Here is a 25,920-nt window from a genome sequence, read left to right on the forward strand (position 1 = left end):
ACTAAAATTTGGATTAAATACCGAAACCCGTAAAAATAATAGCCTGTCTTAGACAATATTAATTATTGTTAATTGGATGTCCATCACCATATTTAATAGATTCGGTTTCAATATTTTTACCGGGTGAATTTTCTAAAAACTCAATATAATTTTTCTTTCTTTTATTTTTAATCCAATTAACCAGAATATAATAAAATATTATTACTGTGATATATGGTGTAATTCTAATCCAGTCTATCGTAGATTCACCCCATTTTAAAAATAAACCACTATATATTCTTGAAACAAAATGATAATATAAAAAAACTATAATCACAGCCCACACAAGATAAAGTTGAATTTTTAATGAAGTTTGAACAGAATTTTTGCTTCTATGCTCCCCAAAATAATACTGTATATCTTTTAAATCAGTTTTTTCTAAAAACTGTCTTTCTATATTTGAAATAATAACTAAATTTCTATTATACCAATAATTAGAATCGTAAACGTGTGCCAAAACCCAAAGAGAGACTAATATAATCATCGTTACAGCTAAATCAATTGGGATTATATTTTTTTCAGCCAATGCAATAAAAGCGAAAGAACCTATTAAAACACCTACAACTTGCCAAACAATTTTATGATGTCTATCTATGTCGTTAAACATCTGTTCGTACATTTTGATTAAAAACTGTTCACGTTTAGTCATTATAATCTTCCCAAATTTTATTGATGTTTAAGATACTATCTTTTATACAGTTTTCATAACCACCAATTTTATGTTTTACAAATCTATCACCTATAAAATAATCACCAAATTTAGCATCTAATGTAAACCTATTACAGTCAGAACTTACAACATTCAATTGCCTTGCTAATTTTCTTTGAACATCAGGTCGACCACCTAAAAGATGAACTTTTCGCCCACGAAATTTTTCAACAGGTATTTCTGTTTTTCCATATTTAGATGGTACACTATATCCCAAAATATATTTTTTTGGTAATAAATCTAATTTGTCAATTAACCTTTTATCCTTAGGTACAAGAATAATTGATTTACAATATTTTTCTAATTGTTCAGCTTCTTTTAGAATCATATCCAAATCGTCTAAGTTTTCAATATCACGTGCAACGGTCATTTTAGGTCGAACTTTCTTTACCGCATCCAAGTGTTTTTTAAAATTGTAATTCTTCCAATCAATGTCAATAAAGGCAATGTCTTTAAAAGTTTTAATATCTCTTAAATTTGTATATCTAGCCCCAACTTCCCATCCCAGTTCAGAGGCAATTTCTAAGACTCTTTTACTATGATTAACAATTTTTATCAATATTATTTCCTTTTTTGAAGAAGTCGAACGATTTCATATATGAACAGTTGGGTGGGTTCGCAGTTAATTTTAAAAGTACTCTACAAGCTGGAAATCCGCGAGGATTTTCAGAAGTAGGCGAGAACAAGCAATTACTTATTGCCATTGTTGCCACACGTTTTTTAATCGGGTTTAACTTCTTGAGCGTGAACTCTTATTCTATCTTGATAACTCAACAAACCTTTAGATTCGTAGAATTCTTGTAATTCGTCAAAAGTCAGCCATCTTGAACCTAACATATTTTCCACATATAATTCATCGAAGATTTTGTAACTAACTGCTTTTCCTTTTACATTTTTAGATGTTAAAGATTTCTCTGTTTCTTTAATTTTTAAAACTTCACAAATTGGAACGTGTATTCCTGTGCTGACTAACTTACTGTCAGCAGAAGCTATATATGAAGTTGGACGCAAAAATGCAGAACAAAATGGAAAACGATAACCTCCCGTCGATTTTTTGCCTTCATAATTAGAACAATATCCTGATTTGCATAAATTTCTGTCTAATTTTTCAAATTGAGCGCCAATATTTCCACTCGATAAATTGAGGCTTTTGGTATTCCAAGTTTTGTATTGTAAAACAAGAAATCTTGCTTGATTAGTTTTTAAATTGAATTGTTCATAAATTAAATCAGCTCCAATAATATGTTCTGGTTTATCTGGATGAAGTAGTCTTAATCTTAATACTTTTCCATTCGGAAGTTGGTAGTCTTTAAACTCGTCGTTTTCGTAAAGAGTTTCGGAAATTTTAAAAGAAGGTCGCTCTGCTAAATAAAAATCCGCATTTAGTATTTTATGTTCGCTTACTTTTCTAGGTTGAAAATATTCTAAAGCATTTTTATAGTCGAAAATCCGTTTATTTAAAAACCTTTTAGTTCTGTCCTTTTCTACAATTTCCTCTAGTTCAGCTAGTTCTTCCTCAATTAAACCTATTGGACTAACTTCATTTTCTTCTGTGGATTTAGCAATTGCCTTTTCTTTAAAGTATTTAACCCAATCACTTTCATTTTTTCTTGCGAGTAAAGTACTGACCTCTTCATATAATTCAGGATTTAAGTCATTAATTAAATCCAGTGTTTGCTCATACGTAATAGGTTGATGAGCTCTTTTAGCAAGACTGACAGCTTCTCTAACTGCGTTCACAGCTTGATAAGCATTGTTTCGTCTTTCGTCTTCGTTATATTCTTCGTCACTAAAATAACTCATAGGCGAGGTTTTTTAAATGTGTGGCAACTACGGAATATCCGTCATTGCACAGGTTTTTCTTTTAGTCAAAAATAGGTAACACCCACGCCTAAACGCTTGGGTTGGGGGAAGTAACGGCTTTAAAGATAAGTTTTATTTTCTTACGCTTGTTGGTTAGTAGACAAAAGTTATACGTAGTTAATATTAAGTAAAAAGTAGTAAGTAAAAAGTAGTAAGACAAAGCAATGGTCTCGACTGTGCTTAACCAGAGCTATACGTAGCAGAAAATCCATACTATTTAAGAGATTTCTCGGTCCTAGCTGCGCTAGTCACTTCGAAATGACGTCAAAACTATTAACCTTTTCCTAAAACAAAAAGATGCTGAAACAAGTTCAGCATGACGCTTATATACACATTTGGAGCTAAACATTTTTAATGAGATTTCTCGGTCCTAGCTACGCTATTCCCTTCGAAATGACAAACTGGAAACATATCTGGTTACATTAACTCCTAACTAGAACACAGACCCCTCAGTCCTCTGGACAGCTCCCCTAATTTAGGGGAGCAGCGGTATTCGTCTTCAGCTTCAATTGTATTGGGACTAATTCAGCATGACGCTTATATACATTTGGGGCTAAACATTTTTAAAGCGGTTTCTCGGTTATAGCTACGCTATTCCCTTCGAAATGACGGACTGGAAAACATATCTGGTTACTTTTAACTTCTAACTAGAACACAGACCCCTCAGTCCTCTGGACAGCTCCCCTTACTAAAGGGAGCAGCTGTATTCGTCTTCAGCTTCAATTGTATTGGGACTAATTTAGCATGACGCTTATATACATTTGGTGCTAAACATTTTTAAAGAGATTTCTCGGACATAGCTATGCTAGTTCCTTCGAAATGACGTCAAAACTATTAAAATTTTCCTATAACATAAAGATGCTGAAACAAGTTCAGCATGACGCGTATATACGCAATTGGTAATCAGTATTTTAATACGTAGCTATTTTGCATCGGGTACAACCCAATCAGCATTCCTAATTAAAAAGACAAATTGTGCATAATCGGTGGTGGCGGTACCTTCAATAATGTCAAAGCCTTCCCAAATGGGTAGTAACCTTTTAGTTTTAGTTCCTCTAGCCGTGTACAAATACGGAGAATTTTCTGAGTCTAATTTTATTAAGTTAATGGTGTTAGGCTTAGTGACTTTTTTGTAATCTGCAATTCCCTTAATGTACATAAATAACCTATTATCATAAGAAAATTTAAACCTGGTAAAATCTTTCCCTTTATCTTGTAAAAATTTTGGTAGAGAAGCGCTTTGTACGGTTAGCCTTGAGTCTACATAAAGTGCATTCATACTCACCATTTTGTGGGTGTAAAGTAATGTAGAATCCTTTTTAATTCTACCCGCTAAGGTGTAATCGTAGGCTTGTAAGGTATGGGCAAAACCAAAACCACCGTATATTTTTTTATTTTTCCATTCTTTGTTTAGGTAATACCTTTTAAAATTTTGATACATAAAATGGTCTCTAGATTTTATCTCTGCGTTGGTTTGTATATTAAATTGGAGGTCTTTAAGTAGTGCTATATCTGTATGTTCTACTACTCCAGAATTTATAATTTGGTCTAATTGGTCTGTAGACCACGCAATCCAACCGTTATCCTCTGTAGGTAATTGGGTTAAATATTGTTCTGGTATTTTTTCTTGAACCAGTTTTCTTAATAAAGCATAATCCGCAATTTTGTCTAAACCAACGATTTTAAATTTAGAGCCTTCTGGTAGTTGTGCGTAGTATGCTCTTAATTTAACCCATTTATGTCGGTATTGCTCAGAGATACTTCCTATATAAACGGCCCAATTTTTTAGAATGTCTTTTAAAGCTATCTCGTTAGAGCCCTCAATATATTTTTGTAAATAATAGGCTTGGGCAATATCCATTTCAGCAAGGTAAATTTGCACATTTACCTTATTATTGAGTTGTGTAAACATGGCAAAATCTATTCTTGGAGATGTTTCTACTTCGTGTATCTCTCCAACAAAGAACAAGTCGTTATTATAAAACTCATCATCTAGAGAAGAAAACTGAAGAGAATCTGTCATATCAACACGCTCCGTATTCTGCTTTAAATAGTTTACATATTTACTAGAAGAGCAACTTGTTAGCATTGCTAGCACACTTACTACAATTAAAAAATTATACGTTTTCATTTGTTCGCTTTTTAAAGTTCACAACAAAAAAAAAGCTTACGAACAGATGAAAAAAAAGAGTGTGCCTAACGTGAACTTTTTGGTTTAAAATTGAAGTTCACGGGCTGTAATTGCAGCTATTGGGACGAATTTGAAAGTCTTTTACTGAGCGCTTTGTAGTATACTTGAGAAATAGGTATGGTTTCTTCTGTAGGGGTAATCCTAACAAAACGTTTTCTGGCATTACCTTCTACCGTTTTAATGTAATCTAGATTCACCAAATAAGAACGGTGTACTTGCCACGCTTTAGGGAGTTGTTTAACCATATTAGACAGGGTACTTCTAAAGGTTTTTTGTTGCATACCTGTTGCCGTATTATAATAGATGTCTACATAATTTTGTTGTGCTTTGGCAAAAATAAAGTCCGATTCTAAAAGGGTTAATGTTTCAGCTTTATTTACACCATGAATAGTTATTTTTTTAACCTTTTTAGGATGCTCTGCTTTATACTTTGGTACTTCTATCTCCCCGTATTTGGAACGCAAATAAAGCCACAAAGGAACTATGAGTGGCACAAAGGGAATACCATAAGATTTTATAAATCCCCAAATTAGTTGGTTGCTAAAAGAGGATAGCCCGCTAATTACAAAGAAGTGGTAAAAGAAAGAAAAAATGAATATTATAGATAAGGTGCTTAAGATGTAAACGCATTCGTTTAATACAAACCACCTGTTTGTCTGTATTTTATATACGTAATTCTCTATGGGGTGTATTAAAAGTATAGGTAGTAGTACACATAAGGCATAACCCGAAAGAATTAATTGTTTGTAAGAGAAATTAGTATCGCTATCAAAAGGTTCCAAGGTTATTAACATTAGCGCGATTACAGACCCCAGTAAAAACGCTATAACTAAAGTATGTTTCCAGTTTTTAGTGTAGGATATTGTTTTGTTTAAGGAAATCATTGGCTGCTATAATAATATCTATTGGCAAATATAGCTTTACGTAGGCTATGGAATTTTAATAGTATAATATTACAAATATCTGGCCGTATACGTTTTAAGGACATCAATATCTTGAGCAATTGAAAATAGGCTTACAAGAAAAAAGAATATTATAATGCAGTATTTCATTGCTAATGTTTTGTAGCGTTTAAGCTATGATTAGGTTGGGGGAAGTAGTAATTGTTCGCCAAAAAGTTCCCCAAGCTGAATGGTAGTAATTTCGCCTAAGGGAAAATCGCGAAAACGAAATATTGCATTCATGATTACTCCCATTCCACAGCTAAGTTCTTAAAAATTACCGTATAGCTAGCTCCAAATCTTTGTCCACCATAGATAGACCATACCATTGCTTTCATAATTGGACTTTCATCTATGATTTTATCAAATTCAATTTGAACTTTTACGGGTAGGTTTTTCTGGAATTGCGGTAAATAACTTTCACCTCCAAAAGAAACTTTACTTGATTTGTAAATATTTCCCTGTGGGTCGGTTAATTCTATGGACTTGGATTGAAATTTTCCGACTGCCCCTTTGTTTTCAATCAACCCTTCAATAATAATTTTCCCTAAATCGGTTTTTCCCTTAACAGAATTTATTTTGAAAATTACATTGTTACCTTCACCAGTTATTTTGCTATTTAAAAGGTTTAAAGTCTCCTTGTAATAGTTAATTTCTGATTCCAACTTTTCTATACGTTCTTTTTGAACAGATAGTATTCCATTCTTTTCGGTCAATTCTGAAATCAGTTTTTCGTTTTTTGATTTAAGTTCCGAACAATCTGTTTGTGCTTGAAGGCTAGAAATTAGGAGCGTCATTAAAATGCCTAAAAGTTGAATTTTTTTCATAATCGTGTTTCTAGGGTTATACTATTTGCTGACAATGGAAAATCAATTAGTTTCCAGATACCTTTTTGGTAAAACCACGCTAAAAAGTTGGGGTCGAAGAAGGAAACGGCTCTAAAGATAGTTTTTATTTACTTATGCCAAAACGATAGCATGTGAAATTATGGGTGAGAGGGAGAATGCATGTTGTTAAGTACTCTTTATTAGTGTGTTATTTTAGTTTAAGTTTACGTTAAACACAGCAATTTACGGTGCTCCATTTATAGGTAAGTGTTCCATTTCTATGGCTGTGATAATGGGTTGGTTAAAATCTTCGTAATACAGCAATGTATTTTCATTTAACATAACTATGGTGTATGTGATGTATTGTTTTTTATACATACCAGTAGTTCCAGAACCTATGCTTCTAGAAAGCTGATTAGCCTCATTAAAATTCCAATCCCCAATATAGGTGGTATTTACACTATCTTTTTTACGGTAACTTTTAAAAGTTCCGTTTTCATAAAATTTTTCAAAGCTCCTATTATCACCAGTAAACGTGCTCCTAAAGCTACCGCCAAGTATGCCCTTAAGAAAAGTTCCATAAGTATTGGTTTCTATACTATACTGCATATCTAATCCTTTAAATCCAGAAATACCAAGGGCTAATTGCTCTTTTGCTTGTGCTATACTTGCTTCTGTGGTATCCGTAAGTCTTATGAGTAAAGCCATTTCTTTTTCGGTCCATTCCTTTGAGCACAGATATTTTGTATTGCGTCTTATTTTTTCTTTCTCTTTTTTTAGCTCTACCTGTTGGGCGTATTCATCTTTTGCCTTTAACAGTAATTCTTGGTAGGTATGCTCCTCCAAGTCCTTGTTTTTTAGTTTACTTGTAGCGATATAGTTTTTAAGTAGATTAAAATCAGTTTCAGAAATTAGTTTTGAAACCTCCTTTAGATTCGCCTCATTAGAAGCCTTATCATATTTTTTCTCAAAATAATTTTGTTTGCAAGAGGATAGAATCGTTATTACTATAAGTAAAACTAGTTTTTTCATAATCTTTAGCTGGATACTTAAATTTAGTTGGTGTGCTTTATTTTTTTGGAAGAAATCTACCTGAATTTAAAAGCGTTTAAAATCTATCTAGCTTTATAAAATTTAGGATAAAGCTTTGTTGTACACTTTTAAAATTGATTGCCTTTCCTTTGTGGTTAATGAGTTTTAATTGTAAAGGTTACTCGCCTCGCTCTAAACTAAAGCTTTTGGTTACGCCAGAAGCAAGTATTGTTTATAGGTAATTTGTACTCATCTCTATTGTATTTTATCCGTTTTAAAGTCGGTTATTTGTTTTTCAAAGGTTTTAGAATCTTTAAAAGCGCATAGGTTGCCATCTGGGTCATAAAACTTTGCCACGGTACCCCAAGAGTGTTCTTGATAGTCAACCGCTATACCTTTATCGGTTAGTTTATTTGCCAGCTTTTTAACGTTTTTAATGTTCATTCGTAAACAAGTTTTGTTTCTACCCGATGCTCTTTGGGTGCCATTATACGTATCATCCAATTCTACCATAAGGTACGCACTCCCAAATTCAAAACAAGTCAGATTTTCAGTTGAGAACATTTTGGTTAATTCTAATATTTTCTCATAAAAAGCCACACACTCTTCTTATGCAATGGTGTAAAGTATTATTCCTGTTCTGTCAAATTCCATAGGGGCTTTCCGTTATTATTTTATACGTCAATTTCACTACAAATAATCTTTAGTCTGTAACGGTTTCAAATATAGCTAATACTAACTTCTTCTTGTATATTAGAAATATAGGGTAATACGTATAATGCTGTAAGTAAAAAGTAAACATGGTGGTAGGGGAGCGCTAGAGCTTGCGTGTATCTGGATAATTAAATAGTGCTTATCCTTTTATTTTTTTTTTTATTCTCATTTTTAATTTCATTTTTTGGTTTCTCACCAACTGTAATTGTTCCAAAATTCCCATTTTTTATCATTTCTTTAAATTGGTCAAAAGCACTCCAAAAATTTCGACTTATTTTACCATCTTCAATTTCTTTGTTTATGAGAGGTCTAAAGTAATTCCAAACGTAATTGTCCTCATCGTGATTCCCTCTTTGGTGCCAAAGAATTATCCAAGCTCTTTCTTGCCAACCGTGTTCTTTGGTGATTTCCATAAGTCTTTGAATGTTCAATGAATCTACTTTTCGCATTAATTCGTTTTGAAGTTTCTTGTATTCCTTATTTGGTTTTGGAAAAATTAGATTCATATATTTTTTTATGTTGACCGAATCATTTTCTTTTTGAGCGATTTTTAGCTGTTCCATTGCATTCGAGATATCTTCATCCGTTCTCCCACTTATATAATCGTCAATTTTCCTTACAAATTGGTCTCTCGCTGTCAATTCCTCTATTTCTAGATAAATATCAATGTTATCTATAGTAGAGAAATATTGTTGTCTTAGTGAATTGTAATCTTCAATAATTTTCTGATAAAACTCTTCATTTTGAATTTCACTAAAACCTTTATACTTTCTCAAATATTCCATTTGCGCTCCACCTTCCGCAATTCCTTTTCTAATCCATTTATCAGCTAAGACATTATTATTTAATTTCAACGCGCATTCTGCTAGATTAAAAAATGGTGTGCTGGAGTTAGGTGTTAATATATCAAGAGCGTCTTTGTATTTTAAAATTGCTTGTTCATAAATTGCATCAGTTCTCAATTTGTTTGCTTCTGAAATTAGTTCATCGAAGTTGTCATATTTGGTCTGTCCATAGCTGAAAGACGAAATGATTAGTAAAAGAAATAATGTTTTTCTCATAGTAATGCTATTGGTTGGGTTGTGAGTAATTACAAGGGTTTTGATGCTGCTTAAAACATACACTCCAAACTGGCACTAGCACAGGGCACTGGCGCAAGCCAAATGTTGGAGGCTTTACACAAGTAAACGAGAACAAAAAAATTCTATTTGCCTTTTTTGCAGTATGTTATTTAATTTTATCATTTAGTTTTTCAATCCATTTTTCCCTTTCATTAATGACGAAGTTAAATTCATTTCCATCATGTGTTTTTATTTGAATACCATTGTCAATTACTTTAGCTGTTTTTCTTTTTCTTATTTCAGTAATATTATTGTAATGAATGTTGATTTGCCCTTTTTGTATATTCAATTTATGAGGCTTAAAAACTAACTTTTTATTGGTTAAATACAATTTTCCACCAACAGCTTCAATTCCTCGCCATAAGTTTGTTGTATCCTCAATTTCAATATGCTCGTCTGGAGTTAATTTGGGCGTATTACTCTCGTTAATTCTTGAAGTAAATTTCGCTCCTAATTTTTGTGTTACAAACGGAAATCCTATTCCCATAAAAATCCCAAAAAACGTTCCTTGAAATAAGTAACTATTCAGACTTTGAACTTCTCCATCTAATAAATAATCCATAGAGTACATAATGCCAACAAATAAAATTCCAGTTAATATTGTTGATACAATTCTAAATTTCCAATCAAGCTTTATCATCTTATTATTATAGGTTTTAGCTTTAACGCGATACAACTATTAATTGAATTCTTTTTATTAATTAAATGTTTTGTGATATCCGTGCCTTAATCCCTGGGATTGGGCGTGTAACTGCTTTAAAGATAAGTTTTATTTTCTTATGCTTACTGGTTAGTAATTAAAAGTTATAAGTAGTTAGCATTAAGTAAAATGTAGTAAAAGAAAACAGTGGTCTCGACTGCGCTCAACGGGACCTATAAGAAGCTGAAAACCCATATTACTAAAGAGATTTCTCAGTCTTAGCGGTACTACTCCTTACAAAATGACGAGGTGTAGACTTTGTATATTACATTGTACTAATTACTTTAAAATGAGATGCTGAAATAAGTTCGGCATGACGAGTAATCTTTTACTTTATACTAAGGACGCTTTACTTCTCACTTTTAACTATAAACTGTAATCTAATAGCTAAGGCTTTCTAATTTGTTTTTTAAACAGTAGCTTTAGAAAAAGAATTCTTAAAAACTGGGTCATGAAAAAGTCAATTTTATTATTTATCCTTTTAGTTGGTGTTTTCAAAGCCAATGCTCAAAGTACACTAGGCGCATGGGAAGGCATTTACGGAGAGCCCGGTAAAAAGTCGATAAAAATTAGTGTTCTTGTGGCTGATGGTTGCTTGGTAACTACCGTGTACGATACCAATACTGGGGCATTCATAGGAACTAGTGGTGGTTCTTGGGAACGTGATGGGAATTTAGTTACGGAATATGTAGAATTTGATTCTAATAACCCAGAACGTGTAGGAACAAAAAATACATACGAGTTGGAGTTTACAGCCAATACTATACGCATGTCTAATTCCGATATTGTTTTTGCCCGTGTGGATAATGGAACTCCAGGAGTACTGGCAGGGGCATGGTTAATGTCTGGAAGAATAAGAGATGGTGAACTACAAACTAGAGATACTGGCAAACCCCGAAAAACAATGAAAATATTATCTGGTTCTCGTTTTCAATGGATAGCGTATAATACGGAAACCAAGGCCTTCATGGGAACAGGTGGGGGAACATACACCACAGAGAATGGTACCTACCAAGAAACAATACAATTCTTTTCTAAGGACCCTTCTAAAGTAGGGATGAGCCTTAGTTTTGATTATGAATTAAAGGAGGGTGACTGGCACCATAGTGGTACTTCTAGTAAGGGCGACCCCATCCATGAGATTTGGAGCATTAGAGAGTAGGGGATAAGTAGGGGTTAAATAGTACTTTGTACTTAATACCTATTACTTTTTACTTTTGGGTGAAATAATGAATCAAGTTCAGTATGACAATAAAACTTTGCACTAAAAACTTAATAGGCTGTATTTAAAAATAGATTTCTCAGTCGTAGTTACGCTACTCCTATCGAAATGACATGGTGTAGGTGTTAAATAGTACTTTGTACTTAATACCTCGTACTTTTTACTTTAGGGTGAGTTACTGAACTACATCCAGTATAAAAATAAAAACTTTGCACTAAAAACTTAATGGCATTCCATTTGGCTAGATACCATTTCGGTTTGTGGTGCAGGGGCTTTAGGAGATACATATGGAATACCCAAGCCCATACCGCGTAGCACAAAGAGCACTCCAATGAGTACCACAAAAGCAGGTATCCATTTTTGTATGCGTTGTTTGGTATTTCCTTGGAGTAGTGAACTAAAAAATACGGCAGAGGTCATTAACGGAATAGTACCTACTCCAAAAAGCATCATATAAAGTGCTCCTTGCATGGGCGTGGCCAGAGCAATAGCCCCTAATAGTGCCATATAAACCAACCCACAGGGTAAAAATCCGTTTAAAAAACCAATAGTTAAAAAGGTGTCTGCGGTTCGTTTTTTTAAGGCGCTACCTAATACTGTTTTTACCTGACCTATGATTTTATAAATGGGCGCTGTAAGTTTTAACGTATTTAAGTATTTGGCAGGGATTACTGTAATGGCAATCATGAGAATGCCTATGACAATACTCAATTTTTGTTGTATACCAAAGAGGTATAGGCCTTTGCCAACAATCCCAAAAACCAAACCTAGAATACCATATGCCAATACTCTTCCTAGATGATATAAAAAAAGCTGCATTAGTTTTTTTCCTTTATGTTCCCTATCTAAGGGTAACATAAAGGCGATGGGTCCGCACATGCCCAAACAATGCAAACTACCCAAAATACCTAAAACCAATGCAGCCGTTAACATTCTTAGTAAATTAGTTTTTGTTTGTGTAAAAAGTCTTTTCCGTTAATGGTCCAATTTATGGTAATGTCCCATCGACCGTCTAGCAGGCGATTGTCAGGTATGAGCAAATGTGAGTTGGACAAACTTATAGGTAAGCTAAAATCCAAATGCCTGTTCGACGGTCTGTATAGGAACATTGTACCACTAATGGTGTTGTAATTATAATTTTCTGGAAAACGAATAAGCAATCCGTCCGGAATTTTTTCTATAGTAAGCTCTGCATCTAGGGCAGCGGCATATTCTTGAGCATCTATTTCTTTTTGATAGGCTAATTCTTGCTTGTAGTAGCCCTCTGTTACTAAATCGTGATTTGCCCTATTGTCCGTGCTCATCCGTATCACAAAATAGAGTATAAAGCTTATAAAGCCTATAAATGCTATTACGATGCCTGTTCCCCAGTTGAGTTTCATATATTTTTACTTTTAATTGTAACTTCTCGGTGCTAAAAATTGTGCTTTGGTGGTTTCTATTAGTTCTCCATTACTATACACACCAATTTTTAGTACGTCTTTATCGCCAGTTAAGGCACTATTATTTATTTCTATAAAAAGAGTTCCTTCTGCTATGTCTTGTGCTGGTACGGTAAAAACAGCGGTAGATACCATTTTTATGGTTCCGTTATGCGATAACAGTTTAAACGCTACCTGCTCTACATCTGCTACCGTTTTATTAACCAATTTATAGGTAAATACATTACTGATAATGTTATTTTCTTTACGCTCATACAGTTGTCCAGGTAATCGCAAAATATTGGCTTCCAAATCGTTACGTAAAAAAAGCATGCCTACTAACACACCTACCAAAATGGTAAGGATGGCCGTATAGCCTTTGAGTCTTGGGGTGAATTTAAACTTTTTACCTTCCGTAATTTCAGATTCACTGGCATAGCGGATAAGTCCTTTAGGTTTGTTGATTTTATCCATGATGGTATCGCACTCATCTATACAAGCGGTGCAATTAACGCATTCTAATTGCGTTCCATTTCTGATGTCAATTCCCGTGGGGCAGACATTTACACATTGGAAACAATCAATACAATCTCCAAAACCTAAAGCCGCTCTGTCTTCATTCTTACGGAATTTTTTTCTGCCATTTTCTGCTTCGCCCCGTTTGTGGTCATAGGCAACAACTACAGACTTATCGTCTAACAATACCCCTTGGAGCCTTCCGTAAGGGCAAGCTATGATACATACCTGTTCTCTAAACCAAGCAAAGATAAAATAGAATACAGCCGTGAAAATTAGCAGTGGTATTAACGTGCTAAGATGGGCAGCCGGCCCTTCAATTACGTATCGCAATAATTCATCACTCCCGATAATATAAGCCAAAAATACATTGGCGATAAGAAAGGATATCAATGCGAAAATGCTCCATTTTATAACTCTTTTTCTAATTTTTTCTGCATTCCAAGGTGCTTTATCCAAACGCATTTGCGCTCCGCGGTCGCCATCTATCCAAAATTCTATACGGCGGAAAACCATTTCTAAAAAGATGGTTTGTGGACACATCCACCCGCAAAAAATACGACCGTAAGCCACAGTAAATAGCGCAATAAATACCACACCAATAATCATACTTATCACTACAAGATGAAAATCTTGTGGCCAAAAAGGAAAACCAAAAATATTAAAGCGCCTGTCTAATACATTAAAAAGTAAAAACTGGTTGCCATTAATTTTGATGAAAGGAGCCAAGACAAGGAAAAGCAGTAGGGCATAACTCACGTACTTTCTATAGTCATAAAATTGACCACTAGGCTTTTTAGGAAATATCCATGCGCGCTTACCTTCTTTGGTTACCGTTGCTATGGAATCCCTAAAGTTCTCTTGTCCTGTTCCTTCTGTACTCATTAGCGTTTGCTATTCTGTTGTTAAACTATCTAAAGGCTGTGTGTTTGCGGGTACTACTATTTTTGCGGGTGCGTTTGGGTCTACCCAAACTTCTCCTTCTGGATCTTTTGGGTTGGCAGGTGTAGTGCCTTCAAATTGCAACACATAACTTGCTACTTGTGCAATTTCGTTAGGTTTTAAACTAGCTTTCCAAGCTACCATACCTTTACCGTCTCTACCCCCTTCTGATATGGTGTTGAAAACATTAGAAATACCACCACCCAATATCCAGTGGTTATCTGTTAGGTTGGGTCCAATACCACCGCCACCGTCTGCCATATGGCAGACCACGCAATTGGTTTGGAAGATAGTTTCCCCAGCTTTAAGGTCAGACGCTTCTGTTAATTTAACTACGGTGCTTGCATCTACTAAATCTTTTGCTGTCTTTTTATAAGCCTCTATAGCAATGCGTGCTTCTGCCACTTCTTGCTCATATTCCGTATCTTGATTATAATCATTAACCACGTGGAAGCGTACTAAATATACTAAGCCAAATACAATGGTGGCATAAAACATATACACCCACCACGGTGGTAAAACATTATCTAGTTCTTTAATACCATCATAATTATGGTCTAAGATAATTTCGCCCTCTTTTTCTATTTCCTTACTAGCCGTTAATTTTTGGTACATGTTTTTGGCCCACGTCCATTCCCATTTTTTGTTTTTGGCTTCAAAATAACGGGTTTGTGCTTCTGGCTTCATCGTGGTGAGCATGATGTTTTCTATGGCCCCTAAAATCAATTCGATAGCTATTAAAATCAACAAAACCAAAACCATGAAAAGCTGTGTAGCAGGGTACGCTATGATGGCCAATTGGTCACCAGCATCTATAAAGTACTCCATCAACCCAAAAATGAAGAAGAATACTATCGGAATACGTATCCACCAAGGAGTTTTAGTCATCATAATTATAAATTTTGTTGGTTATCTTTATCTAATGGAAGTTCTCCCATTTCTCTTATATGCGCCTTACTTGCAGTGATTACCCACCAGAATAACAAGGTGAAAAACACAAAGAAAATGAGTAAGGATATCATAGGGTAAGTGGCTACCCCATCTATGGTTTGCATGTGTTCTTTTACGAATTTTAGCATGATGTTTTTCTTTTATTGATTCTGAGATAAAAGCTCGTCCGTTTCTTTTATTTTAATATCTGTTCCTAAGCGTTGCAGATAGGCAATTAGAGCTACAATCTCCCGGTCTTTCATTGCTATAAAAGGAAGGTTGTTGTCTTGTGCATATTTTTTATCTGCCTCATAGGTTTTAGCGAATTCTGGGTCTGCATACAAATTCTTTTCTATCTGTGCCGCTTGTAGGTCCATCTGCTCTGGAGCCTTTTTAATATCCTCTTCTGTATAGGGAACGCCCAGTTTTACCATCGCTTTCATTTTTGCTTGTGCCTGGCTGCGGTCGTGCTCATTAGTAACTAACCATTGGTAGGCAGGCATTATGGAACCAGAAGAGGTACTTTGTGGATCATACATGTGATTTAAGTGCCAGTTGTCTGAGTATTTACCACCTACACGTAATAAATCTGGCCCTGTTCTTTTACTACCCCACAAGAAAGGATGGTCGTAAACAAACTCCCCCGCTTTGGCATATTCGCCATAACGTTCTACTTCGCTACGGAAAGGTCTAATCATTTGAGAATGGCAGCCTACACAACCTTCACGGATGTATAAATCGCGCCCCTCTAACTCCAATGGGGTATATGGTTTAACACTGGTTATGGTTGGGATGTTAGATTTTACTAGTATAGTTGGTATAATTTGTATAATACCCCCAATAAGAATAGCAATTGTTGCTAACACCGTTAATTGTACAGGCTTACGTTCTAACCATGTATGGAAGGTCTCTCCTGCCAATCTTCTTTTGGATACCTTTTCTAGAGCAGGAGCCTCTGCAAGTTCGTCTTCTACTTTGCTACCACTTTTAATGGTTTTAACTACGTTATAAAGCATAACAAGTGCGCCAACGATGTATAAGGTACCCCCAATAGCACGCATCCAATACATAGGAATGATTTGCGTAACTGTTTCTAAAAAGTTACCATATACTAAGGTTCCATCAGGATTAAACTCTTTCCACATTAAGGCCTGTGTAAAGCCGGCTACATACATAGGCAAAGCGTAGAGTACAATACCTAAGGTGCCAATCCAAAAGTGGAAATTAGCCAAACCTTTACTGTATAGATTGGTCTTAAACATTTTAGGCACCAACCAGTAAATCATACCAAAAGTCATAAAACCATTCCATGCTAAGGCACCTACGTGTACGTGAGCAATTATCCAATCACTAAAGTGCGCAATGGCATTTACATTCTTAAGGGAAAGCATAGGCCCTTCAAAAGTGGCCATACCGTAGCCTGTAATGGCTACAACCATAAATTTAAGAGTAGCATCCGTACGTACTTTGTCCCATACTCCACGTAGGGTTAGCAAACCATTAATCATACCACCCCAAGAAGGTGCAATAAGCATAACAGAGAACACCACCCCTAAATTCTGTGCCCAGTCTGGCAAAGAAGAGTATAACAAGTGGTGCGGACCTGCCCATATGTAAATAAAGATTAAAGACCAAAAGTGAACAATAGATAAGCGATAGGAATATACCGGTCTATTAGCAGCTTTAGGCACAAAATAGTACATTAAGCCTAAGAATGGTGTAGTTAAAAAGAAGGCCACAGCATTGTGTCCATACCACCATTGTACTAAGGCATCTTGTACGCCAGCATATACCGAGTAACTTTTTAAGCCAGAAACGGGGAGTTCTAAACTATTAAATATATGTAATACGGCTACGGTTACAAAAGTGGCCAGATAAAACCATACGGCCACATAAAGGTGACGCTGTCTTCTTTTAAAGATAGTCCCAATCATATTCCAACCAAAGACCACCCATACTATAGCAATAGCTAAATCTATTGGCCATTCTAATTCTGCATATTCTTTAGAAGTGGTGTAGCCTAGAGGAAGTGTTATGGCGGCAGCAACAATAATTAACTGCCAGCCCCAAAAGTTAACGTTGCTCAAAACATCGCTAAACATACGGGCTTTTAATAGGCGTTGTAGGGAATAATAAACACCGGCAAAAATAGCATTACCTACAAAGGCAAAGATTACTGCGTTGGTGTGTAAGGGTCTTAAACGACCAAAACTTAACCAAGAGATACCATCGGTTAAGTTAGGGAACAAGAACATAAAGGCGAGTAATAGCCCTACAACCATCCCAATGATACCCCAAAACATGGTGGCATAAAGGAACTTCTGTACAATCTTGTTGTCATACTGAAATTGTTGTACTTCCATAATTAATTAATCTAAATTTTCTTTGGTTGATATTTTTTTATCAGATTTTACCAATTCGTCCTCAAAAAGCATACGTATAGATGGGGTATAGGCATCATCAAACTGTCCGTTCTTAACCGATAGGATAAAGACGAGGAAGAATATAACAGCCATAGTTATGCTGATACATAGTAAAATGTAAATAACACTCATACCTTTTAATTTGATGTAAAACTAGGGTGATGCACCCCCCTAAAAAATGACATTTATCAGCTTTCTGTTTTTATTTTTCTACTGATAAAGTTGGTAGCTACTGTAGTAAATATGACAATGCTAATGGAGCTTAGAGGCATTAATATTGCTGCTATTACAGGTTGTAATTGCCCCGTAACAGCAAAATATAGGCCTACCAAATTATAGCATAAAGACAGTATAAAACTTGCTTTAATAATGCGAATGCCTTTCTGGGAAAGTGTTAAATACTGATGTAGTGATGGCAGTTGCTGGGCTTCCAAAATTGCGTCACAAGCAGGTGAAAAAATATTCACGTTTTCCGATACCGCTATACCAACATCACTCTGAGCCAATGCGCCAGCATCATTTAATCCATCGCCAATCATCAAAACTTTAGAACCTTGTTGGCATTGTGCTATATACTTTAATTTATCTTCTGGTTTTTGGTTAAAATACATAGGCATAGCAAACGGAAAGCGTTCGGCTAGATTAGCACGTTCCCCATCATTATCGCCAGATAAAATAACTAAACTAAATTGTTGCTGTAGTTTTGCAAAAAGTGCTTCTATACCTTTTCTGTAGGTATTTTTAAATACAAAGCGTCCTTTATGGTCATCATTAACCGCTACATGTACCGCCGTTTCCGCATTAATATTGGTACCTCCTGTATAGCTTGCAGATCCTGCTTTGATGGTATCTTTTAAATATGAACCTTGAATACCTTTACCTGGTTCTTCTGTAAATGTATCTAAGGTAGCAATATCTTGTTCTTGTAAAATTTGGTACAAGGAACGACTTAGGGGATGGTTAGAAGACCGTAGCGTGGTTTTTAATAATCGTTCTTCCTCTTTATTTAAAGCAACTCCTTGGTAATGGATACTATTTTCTTTGTTGGTCGTTAGCGTGCCGGTCTTATCAAAAACAATGGTTTTAATTTGTGCTAGCCGTTCTATGGTATTGGTGTCTTTTAAATAAAATCCTTTTTTACCAAAAATGCGGATAAGATTCCCTAAGGTAAAAGGTGCCGCTAGGGCTATAGCACACGGGCATGCAATTATTAAAACAGCGGTAAATACATTGAGCACCTTACTGGGGTCTTGCCATAGCCAAAAAAGAGCGGCTAGTGCGGCAATACTGAGTACAACTATGGTAAAACGTTGCCCAATGGCATCAGTTAGGGTTTGGAAGCTGCTACTTTTATTCTTATTAAACACAGCATTACTCCACAACTGGGTAAGGTAACTTTGCGATACTGTTTTTAGAGCTTCAATCTCTATAATTCCGCCTAACTGCTTGCCCCCAGCAAATACTTGGTCGCCAGAATTTTTAGTAATAGCTTCTGATTCTCCTGTAACAAAACTGTAATCAATTTTTGCGGTAGCGGAGAGTAGTACGGCATCTACCGGCAGAATTTCCTGATTTCTTATGAGTAGACGGTCACCTTTTTGAATTTCATGAATTTCAATATTATGTTCTGTACCATCTTTTTCTTTTTTAGTAATAGCAATAGGGAAGTACGATTTATAATCGCGCTCAAAAGACAAAAAAGCGTAGGTTTTTTGCTGAAAATATCGCCCTAAAAGCAAAAAGAAAACTAAACCAGTTAGGCTATCAAAGAAACCAGAACCAAGGTCTAAAGCAATATCATAGGTACTTCTTAAAAATAAAACTAAAATACCTAAAGCTATGGGTACGTCTATATTAAGAAGTTTAGAGGTTAGCCCTTTGTAGGCCGATTTAAAATAGTCTTGGGCGGCATAAACAACTACGGGAACAGAAAAGGCGAACATGAGCCACCTAAACGTATGTTTGTATTGGTCTAGCCAAAACTCGTTCACCTCAAAATACTCTGGAAAAGATAGGAGCATAACATTGCCAAAAGCAAAGCCTGCTAATCCTAAACGGTACAATAAACTACGGTCGGTTTTCTTTTTGGTCTTACTGTAATCCTCTAAAGAAATACTAGGTTCGTACCCAATTTTGGCCAATAGCAGTACTAAGTCTTTTAAAGAAAATTGTTGACTAGTATAGGTAATGCGTACTTTTTTCTTTGGAAAATCTACCTGTGCTGTTTTTACGTTAGGATGTAGTTTTTGTAAATTTTCTAAAACCCAAATGCAAGAGCTACAATGGATACTTGGGATAAAGAGTTGTACAACTTGCAGATTATCCTCATTGAATTCTAGCAATTTTCTACAAACATCTTCGTTGTCCAAAAAATCAAAAGCATTACCGCTATTAGTTGGGCTAATACCTGCGCTTTCCTCTAAATCATAATAATAGGTTAGGTTGTTGCTACTAAAAATTTCATAAACGGTTTTACAACCATTACAGCAAAATTGTTTGTCATCAAATTTTATATTTTGTGTGGTGCATAAATCGCCACAATGATAGCAAGTTGATTTGTCCATAACCTAGATTTAACGCATACCTTGTGCAAAATTCAAGGATGGACGCTTCTTAAAACATGATAATTGTCATAAATTAGGGCAACCTAACTTTTTACCTTTACCTCGTCAGGTAAAAACAACTTTAGTAGTATGGAAAGCAGATGCGAAAATTGTATTATAAGGCAATTTAATTCCCTCAGGGCCATGAGCAAAGAGGAGTTAAAGCAAGTTTCCGATTCTAAGATTACAAAGAAAGTGAAGAAAGGCGAACCACTTTTTAATGAAGGGGATAAGCTGAACGGAGTGTATTGTGTTAGAAACGGGGTGTCTAAACTGTCTAAATTAAGTGAAAACGGGAAAGACCAAATTGTTAAATTGGCTTCTAAGGGCGAAGTTATTGGTCAACGTTCCGTGATTGCAGAGGAGCATACCAACCTATCTGCTGTAGCCGTGAGTGATATGGAGTTGTGCTTTATTCCTAAAAATAGCATTACAGATACCCTGCATAAAAATCCAAACTTTACCTTGGAGGTGCTTAGACATATGGCGCACGATTTAAAAGAGGCCGATGATGTGATTGTAAACATGTCTCAAAAAACCGTGAAACAACGTATTGCAGAAGCCTTTTTGTATTTGAAAAACAATTTTGGCGAAGACAAAGATGGTTATTTGGCTTTAACGTTGAGTAGGGAAGATATTTCTAATGTAGTCGGTACCGCCACGGAATCTGCCATCCGTATTATTTCTGAGTTTAAAAAGAAAGGTTTAATTAAAAGTTCTGGTAAACGTATTGCTATTGCTGATGAGCAAGGACTACTAGATTTGGTAGAAGGTTTTTAAATTTAGATTACCAAACCTGACAATTGTCATAGAATAGGCTTCCATTAGACTTTAATTTTATACCAACTAAAATGAAGTTGGAATGAAAAGTGTCTTAATACCCACAGATTTTTCGGATAATGCATGGAATGCTATTGCATATGGTATGCAACTATTTGCAAAAGAGCGCGTAACTTTCTATTTGCTGAATACCTACACCCCAGCTATCACTAGTAGTCGGTTTATGGCGCCCATGGTAGATGGTGTAAGGGTAGAAGATGCGGTAAAAGCCTATTCAGAAAAAGGCTTACAAAAAACAGTTGCTAAGATTAAAACTGTTTTTGACAATCCACTACACGATTTTGAAACCATTTCTAGCTTTAATTTATTGATAGATGAGGTTAAGGATGTTGTTGAAACCTTTAAGATTGATTTGATTTTAACAGGAACCAAAGGAGCATCCGGGATAGATGAGGTGTTTATGGGTAGTAATACAGTACGTATTATAAAGAATACCAAAAAATGCCCCATATTGGTTATTCCACAACACTTTGAGTTTGTAAGACCACAAGAGATTGCTTTTGCTACAGATTTTACACGTTTTTATGCTGCCTCAGAGTTGATGCCTTTACTACAGCTGGCGAAGAGTTTTAAAGCTACCATACGTATTGTACATGTTCAATATGAGATAAAACCCCTAACGGAATTGCAACAGTTTAATTTAACCATGCTTAGAAGATACATGGGGAATGTTGAACATTATATACATACGGTATCTGAGTTAAATTCGGTATCTAAAACTTTAGAAGTTTTTTCTGAGGAGATGCAAATTCACCTTTTAGCCATGCTGCATTATCAACATTCTTATATGGAAAAAATGACAAGAGAACCTGTGGTTAAACGTACTGCGTTCCACGCGCAAGTTCCCTTATTAGTAATTCCAGAATTGGGTATGACAACCAATAATAATTTTACTGGTGTATCTAAATTAGAAGATACACTTAAAGTATCTTAGTCATTGTTTTTTAAAGGTTGGTCTGCATATCTATCTTTAAAAGTATAAGTGGTGGTATGTTTATCCGTTAAAACTTTATAAACCATTGCAATTACAGCGGCTTGCCCAGCAACAGTTAGGTAAAAAATAATTGAAAAAGATACATTAAAACTGGCTAATAGCGTTAAGGTTACCAATAATAGGGTAGTAAAGAGTACCCAGAGCATACTTTTATTTTTCATAGCTTTTTAATTAAAAATAACAAAATTGCAAGAAGATACTTAGGATTCACTGGTGTAATTAACTAAGATTTATACTTTTTTTATTAGGATAAGCACTTGAATATGAATTGATAATAAGAAAGGTGAAAATAGTTTTGTAAATTATTCTTGTAAAAACGTATATAAATAGTAAATTTGCACCGCTCTAACACAGAGTAAATAGGTCGCGTAGCTCAGCTGGATAGAGCATCTGCCTTCTAAGCAGACGGTCGAAGGTTCGAATCCTTCCGCGATCACTTTACAAATTAAGCCTTCACAGACGTGAGGGCTTTTTTTATTCCATTTGCCTGCAACATACCTGCAACATTTTTCGTTTTTTTGAATTATGAATAGGGATGATAATAATCTTTATCTTTTTCCATTTAGGAAATTAAGTGTTTTTCTGCATCAACAACTCGATGTAGAGCTTAAGGTTTATTATGATGGTTATTTAAATGAACAGCTTGGTCATCGAATAAACAATTTAGATAGACATAACCATCAAATTTCTATTTTGAAGGATGAGTACTCTAGTGGTGAGGATGAATACTTCATAATTACCTTTGAAAAAAAGATTCGCCCTCAAATACTTGAAATCATAAGGGATTCTATTCTGACCATTGAGAATGGTATTGATTATTGTCATGTCTCAAATCAGTCATTAGCTGCATATTTGAACAGGATAAGGAAGGAATATTCAAAGCTGTATGATAATGCGCCCCATGGTAGATATCCTTTTCTTCAATCTTATTTGGAAATATTGATTAATGAAATTGATTCATTCGATTCAAAAAACGACGAGACTTCAATATTTAGTATTTCCAATAATTCTATTTTTGAAGTCAAGGAAGGAGTTAAAATATCGATTTTTAAAGACCTTTATAGTGTTGCCATGGCGCATCAAATATTTGTTGATGACTGCACTGAAAATAATTTTATAGAAGTCCTTACTCAAGATACTACAAATACACTACAGTTCAATTGTGACAGCTCCCTAGCAATAACATTCCTCGAGGGAATTAAGGTCTTATATGAAAATTTCACTTCGGTATCGATTGAAAAATCGAGAAGTTTTTTGACAAAGACAGGAGAAATCTTATCGGCAACTAACTATTCAACTTCAAAAAATAGATTGAAGGTCAATTCAAAAACAATAGATTTGTCGGAAGAAATTTCTACTCTCCTATCTCAAATTGATTGACCTCACACAGTCACACTCTCACTCACACTCTCACACTTTTACATTTTTTTCCATCTAATCTTGCATCATTAATCCGATGTCCAAATTGAATGCTGGCAGGACATCATAAAATTAAGGTAATGCAAAAACAAAATACAAATTCAAATCATGAACGGTTACATATCGTAACCCAGAAGGAGATTCTCAGTTTTAGAGAGGCACTCTTATATATGGACGTATCACAGTCCTTCCTTTACAAGTTAACTTCAAAAAAGGCAATTGAATTTACCAAGCCTAATGGCGGTAAAATATACTTCAGGAAGTCTGACTTAGATAAATGGATGTTACAAAACGAGTCTACTAGTGCCAGAGTTTTACAAGATAAAGTGTTAAACCATTTAAAAAGTAAAAACAATGGATAAGTCAAGAATAACTTGGACAGACAGCACATGGAATCCGTGGATGGGTTGTCAGAAGGTGAGTGGAGCTTGTAAATACTGTTACATGCACAAAATTTTGGACAAAGACGGTAATGACCCCAGTATAGTTAACAGAACTAAAAGTTCTTTTTATAAACCGCTTAATTGGAAAGTTGGAAGGTTAATATTCACTTGCAGTATGAGCGACTTCTTTATTAAAGAAGCTGATGAATGGAGAAAGGAAGCTTGGGACATTATAAAAAGAACGCCACAGCATACTTATCTTATACTGACCAAACGTCCGGAGCGTATACAAGAGTGTTTGCCAGAGGACTGGAGTCCAGAGCTCTATTCTCACGTATGGTTAGGTACAACTGTCGAGAGTCAAAACGAAGTACATAGAATTCATGAGCTTGCAAAAATTAAATGTCAGCTTAGATGGGTTTCCTTTGAACCATTGCTTGGTCCAATTTATTTAAATAAAGAAGAGTTAGATACCGTAGAATGGGCAGTAATCGGCGGTGAATCTGGAAATCTAGAAGGTAAGTACAGGTTTAGAAAGTCTGAGTTAGCATGGTACCTTTCCCTAATGTATCAATTCAGGGATGCAGGGACTCCTGTTTTCTTCAAGCAATTGGGGTCTTATTATCACCACTATGACTTAAAAGTTAGTGATAGTAAGGGTGAAAGATGGTGTTCTAAATTCCCTGATGTTTTTAAAATCAGACAATATCCATCAATAGAGAAAGGAGGGTATCATGGAATATAATGGTATCAAAAATGAATTAATTCAACAGGAGGTTTACGACAGTTTACCTCCTGTCTTAAAAACTATTACGGAGCCATTTGACGGAAGAGAGCGCGATATTGTTTTATTATCATCCCTAGGTGTATTAAGTGCTAGTTTACCAAATATCTATGGTTTCTATGATGGTGATTCGGTAAGCCCTAATGTGTACGCACTAATTATTGCACCGCCAGCATCAGGAAAGGGTGTGATGAATTATTCAAGAATATTAATTGAACCAATTCATCAGATGATTTTAAATAGGAGTAGGGCTGAAATTGCAGCAATTGAAGCCGCCAATAAGAATGCAGGTAAAAGCGGAAATGGAGAAGTAAAGGAAGTTCCATCTCTGGAAGTCAAAATTGTTCCTGCCAACATAAGCACAGCTGAACTTTATTCTTTCTTGGCCGCATCCCAACATGGTATAGTAATTATTGAAAGTGAAGCCGATACTATGAGCAATATGCTTAAGAATGACTGGAGTAACTATTCAGACGTACTTAGAAAAGCGTTCCATCACGAGCCTATATCATTAAGTCGTAAAATTGACCGAACATATATTGACGTAAGAGAGCCAAAGCTATCATTGGTTATGAGTGGTACTCCAGACCAATTAAAACCCGTGGTCCAATCTAAAGGAAACGGATTGTTCTCTAGGTTTTTATTGTACACCTTTGATGAAATTCAAGAGTTTAAAAACGTTTTTGCAAGCAGCTCAAGAAACTACAAGCAAGCGTTTAATGAAGCTTCTCAAAACATCTTGTATAAATACGACCAGTTATTCAGTCTTGAGAACCCCATAGAGGTGGTGTTAACCACCCTACAGCAAGAACGAATGTTAGAGAAATTCTCTTTCATACATAAAGATGTGGTGGAAAATCATTCAGCTTCTTTCTTACCCAATCTTAACAGGCATGGAGTAATTCTATTTAGGTTGTGTATGATTTTAACTGCCTTACGGGAACAAGACTTCAGCCAAACAAGCTGGACTTGTACTGATGAAGATTTTGACTGTGGGCTCAACATATCGTTGAAAGTTCTTAAACATGCACTTATTGTACACAATACCATCGATGATGGTGGATTGTCCAAAGCTGATGATGATTTTTTATTTGGATTAGGAGTTCAGTTTACTAGACAAAGAGCAGTAGAGTACGGCAAGCAGTTGGGAATTCCTCAAAGAACTGTTGATGACAAATTAGTCCAATGGCGTAAAAAGAAGGCGGTAAAGAGGATAAAACAGGGTGTTTATAAACGCACTGTCAACTAATATGTAAAGATGTAATTACTGCAGTTTCTGCAGTTTCAATTCAAGCTGCCCTATACT

General features: G+C 35.3%; 26 protein-coding genes and 1 tRNA gene. 8 read left to right on the top strand and 19 right to left on the bottom strand.

Features of this window, described 5'->3' with window-relative positions; translation table 11 throughout:
• Positions 1 to 58: 58 nt before the first annotated feature.
• The 10 genes from HCO57_RS01655 to HCO57_RS01700 form a co-directional block, all read right to left on the bottom strand.
• A complete protein-coding gene (locus HCO57_RS01655; RefSeq protein WP_167987554.1) occupies positions 59 to 688 on the bottom strand; it encodes a hypothetical protein in 630 nt (209 codons plus the stop codon).
• Entirely contained in the window at positions 681 to 1,307 is a 627-nt protein-coding gene (locus tag HCO57_RS01660; RefSeq protein WP_167987555.1) for a DUF6610 family protein, read from the bottom strand. Before HCO57_RS01660 ends, HCO57_RS01655 begins: the two co-directional genes overlap by 8 nt.
• 161 nt (positions 1,308 to 1,468) lie before the next feature.
• Positions 1,469 to 2,551, bottom strand: a complete 1,083-nt coding sequence (locus HCO57_RS01665; protein WP_167987556.1) for a hypothetical protein — start codon at positions 2,549 to 2,551, stop codon at positions 1,469 to 1,471.
• 982 nt (positions 2,552 to 3,533) lie between these two features.
• Positions 3,534 to 4,742, bottom strand: a complete 1,209-nt coding sequence (locus tag HCO57_RS01670) for a hypothetical protein (protein WP_167987557.1) — start codon at positions 4,740 to 4,742, stop codon at positions 3,534 to 3,536.
• A 116-nt stretch (positions 4,743 to 4,858) separates the two neighbouring features.
• Positions 4,859 to 5,596, bottom strand: coding sequence for a LytR/AlgR family response regulator transcription factor (locus tag HCO57_RS01675; RefSeq protein WP_167987558.1), 738 nt, complete (start codon positions 5,594 to 5,596; stop codon positions 4,859 to 4,861).
• Between the two features lie 392 nt (positions 5,597 to 5,988).
• Entirely contained in the window at positions 5,989 to 6,570 is a 582-nt protein-coding gene (locus HCO57_RS01680) for a hypothetical protein (protein ID WP_167987559.1), read from the bottom strand.
• A 243-nt stretch (positions 6,571 to 6,813) separates the two neighbouring features.
• Entirely contained in the window at positions 6,814 to 7,602 is a 789-nt protein-coding gene (locus HCO57_RS01685; RefSeq protein ID WP_167987560.1) for a hypothetical protein, read from the bottom strand.
• A 255-nt stretch (positions 7,603 to 7,857) separates the two neighbouring features.
• The gene (locus HCO57_RS01690) at positions 7,858 to 8,202 is read right to left on the bottom strand and encodes a glyoxalase/bleomycin resistance/dioxygenase family protein (protein ID WP_410492664.1); all 345 of its coding nucleotides are present in this window, start codon (positions 8,200 to 8,202) and stop codon (positions 7,858 to 7,860) included.
• Positions 8,203 to 8,444: 242 nt separating this feature from the next.
• Positions 8,445 to 9,377 (bottom strand): hypothetical protein, encoded by a 933-nt coding sequence (locus HCO57_RS01695; RefSeq protein WP_167987561.1) that lies wholly within the window; start codon positions 9,375 to 9,377, stop codon positions 8,445 to 8,447.
• A 166-nt stretch (positions 9,378 to 9,543) separates the two neighbouring features.
• Positions 9,544 to 10,077, bottom strand: coding sequence for a GRAM domain-containing protein (locus HCO57_RS01700; RefSeq protein ID WP_209065939.1), 534 nt, complete (start codon positions 10,075 to 10,077; stop codon positions 9,544 to 9,546).
• A gap of 511 nt (positions 10,078 to 10,588) precedes the next feature.
• On the opposite strand from HCO57_RS01700, the gene HCO57_RS01705 reads away from it, so the two are divergent.
• Positions 10,589 to 11,299: a membrane or secreted protein gene (locus HCO57_RS01705; RefSeq protein ID WP_167987562.1), complete on the top strand. Its 711-nt coding sequence runs from the start codon at positions 10,589 to 10,591 to the stop codon at positions 11,297 to 11,299.
• 282 nt (positions 11,300 to 11,581) lie between these two features.
• Here the strand turns inward: HCO57_RS01705 and HCO57_RS01710 are convergent, their stop codons facing one another.
• Genes HCO57_RS01710 through HCO57_RS01745 form a run of 8 tightly spaced genes read right to left on the bottom strand, consistent with a single transcriptional unit; the run spans position 11,582 to position 20,155 of the window.
• On the bottom strand, positions 11,582 to 12,292 hold the full coding sequence (locus HCO57_RS01710; protein WP_167987563.1) for a sulfite exporter TauE/SafE family protein: 711 nt from the start codon (positions 12,290 to 12,292) through the stop codon (positions 11,582 to 11,584).
• A 2-nt stretch (positions 12,293 to 12,294) separates the two neighbouring features.
• Positions 12,295 to 12,741, bottom strand: a complete 447-nt coding sequence (locus tag HCO57_RS01715; protein ID WP_167987564.1) for a FixH family protein — start codon at positions 12,739 to 12,741, stop codon at positions 12,295 to 12,297.
• Between the two features lie 12 nt (positions 12,742 to 12,753).
• A complete protein-coding gene (gene ccoG / locus HCO57_RS01720) occupies positions 12,754 to 14,181 on the bottom strand; it encodes a cytochrome c oxidase accessory protein CcoG (RefSeq protein ID WP_136951831.1) in 1,428 nt (475 codons plus the stop codon).
• A gap of 9 nt (positions 14,182 to 14,190) precedes the next feature.
• A complete protein-coding gene (locus HCO57_RS01725) occupies positions 14,191 to 15,129 on the bottom strand; it encodes a cbb3-type cytochrome c oxidase N-terminal domain-containing protein (protein WP_167987565.1) in 939 nt (312 codons plus the stop codon).
• A gap of 2 nt (positions 15,130 to 15,131) precedes the next feature.
• Positions 15,132 to 15,317 (bottom strand): CcoQ/FixQ family Cbb3-type cytochrome c oxidase assembly chaperone, encoded by a 186-nt coding sequence (locus tag HCO57_RS01730; protein WP_167987566.1) that lies wholly within the window; start codon positions 15,315 to 15,317, stop codon positions 15,132 to 15,134.
• Between the two features lie 12 nt (positions 15,318 to 15,329).
• Positions 15,330 to 17,531, bottom strand: coding sequence for a cytochrome-c oxidase, cbb3-type subunit I (gene ccoN, locus HCO57_RS01735; protein ID WP_167987567.1), 2,202 nt, complete (start codon positions 17,529 to 17,531; stop codon positions 15,330 to 15,332).
• 6 nt (positions 17,532 to 17,537) lie between these two features.
• Positions 17,538 to 17,723 (bottom strand): cbb3-type cytochrome oxidase assembly protein CcoS, encoded by a 186-nt coding sequence (gene ccoS / locus HCO57_RS01740; protein WP_167987568.1) that lies wholly within the window; start codon positions 17,721 to 17,723, stop codon positions 17,538 to 17,540.
• A gap of 56 nt (positions 17,724 to 17,779) precedes the next feature.
• A complete protein-coding gene (locus HCO57_RS01745; protein WP_167987569.1) occupies positions 17,780 to 20,155 on the bottom strand; it encodes a heavy metal translocating P-type ATPase in 2,376 nt (791 codons plus the stop codon).
• 129 nt (positions 20,156 to 20,284) lie between these two features.
• On the opposite strand from HCO57_RS01745, the gene HCO57_RS01750 reads away from it, so the two are divergent.
• Positions 20,285 to 20,974: a Crp/Fnr family transcriptional regulator gene (locus tag HCO57_RS01750; RefSeq protein WP_136951825.1), complete on the top strand. Its 690-nt coding sequence runs from the start codon at positions 20,285 to 20,287 to the stop codon at positions 20,972 to 20,974.
• Between the two features lie 82 nt (positions 20,975 to 21,056).
• A complete protein-coding gene (locus tag HCO57_RS01755) occupies positions 21,057 to 21,968 on the top strand; it encodes a universal stress protein (RefSeq protein WP_167987570.1) in 912 nt (303 codons plus the stop codon).
• Here the strand turns inward: HCO57_RS01755 and HCO57_RS01760 are convergent.
• Entirely contained in the window at positions 21,965 to 22,189 is a 225-nt protein-coding gene (locus HCO57_RS01760) for a hypothetical protein (protein ID WP_167987571.1), read from the bottom strand. The genes HCO57_RS01755 and HCO57_RS01760 overlap by 4 nt on opposite strands.
• A 201-nt stretch (positions 22,190 to 22,390) precedes the next feature.
• On the opposite strand from HCO57_RS01760, the gene HCO57_RS01765 reads away from it, so the two are divergent.
• From HCO57_RS01765 to HCO57_RS01785, 5 genes are all read left to right on the top strand, one after another.
• Positions 22,391 to 22,464, top strand: a tRNA-Arg gene (locus HCO57_RS01765).
• A gap of 89 nt (positions 22,465 to 22,553) precedes the next feature.
• Entirely contained in the window at positions 22,554 to 23,408 is an 855-nt protein-coding gene (locus tag HCO57_RS01770) for a hypothetical protein (protein WP_167987572.1), read from the top strand.
• A gap of 119 nt (positions 23,409 to 23,527) precedes the next feature.
• Complete coding sequence (locus HCO57_RS01775) at positions 23,528 to 23,809, top strand: helix-turn-helix domain-containing protein (RefSeq protein ID WP_167987573.1); 282 nt, start codon at positions 23,528 to 23,530, stop codon at positions 23,807 to 23,809.
• Positions 23,802 to 24,575, top strand: a complete 774-nt coding sequence (locus HCO57_RS01780; protein WP_167987574.1) for a DUF5131 family protein — start codon at positions 23,802 to 23,804, stop codon at positions 24,573 to 24,575. Before HCO57_RS01775 ends, HCO57_RS01780 begins: the two co-directional genes overlap by 8 nt.
• A complete protein-coding gene (locus tag HCO57_RS01785; RefSeq protein WP_167987575.1) occupies positions 24,565 to 25,863 on the top strand; it encodes a DUF3987 domain-containing protein in 1,299 nt (432 codons plus the stop codon). The genes HCO57_RS01780 and HCO57_RS01785 overlap by 11 nt, the downstream gene beginning before the upstream one ends.
• The last annotated feature ends 57 nt before the right edge of the window (positions 25,864 to 25,920 follow it).

It is taken from the genome of Croceivirga sp. JEA036 (genome assembly GCF_011882165.1).
GTDB lineage: Bacteria > Bacteroidota > Bacteroidia > Flavobacteriales > Flavobacteriaceae > Croceivirga.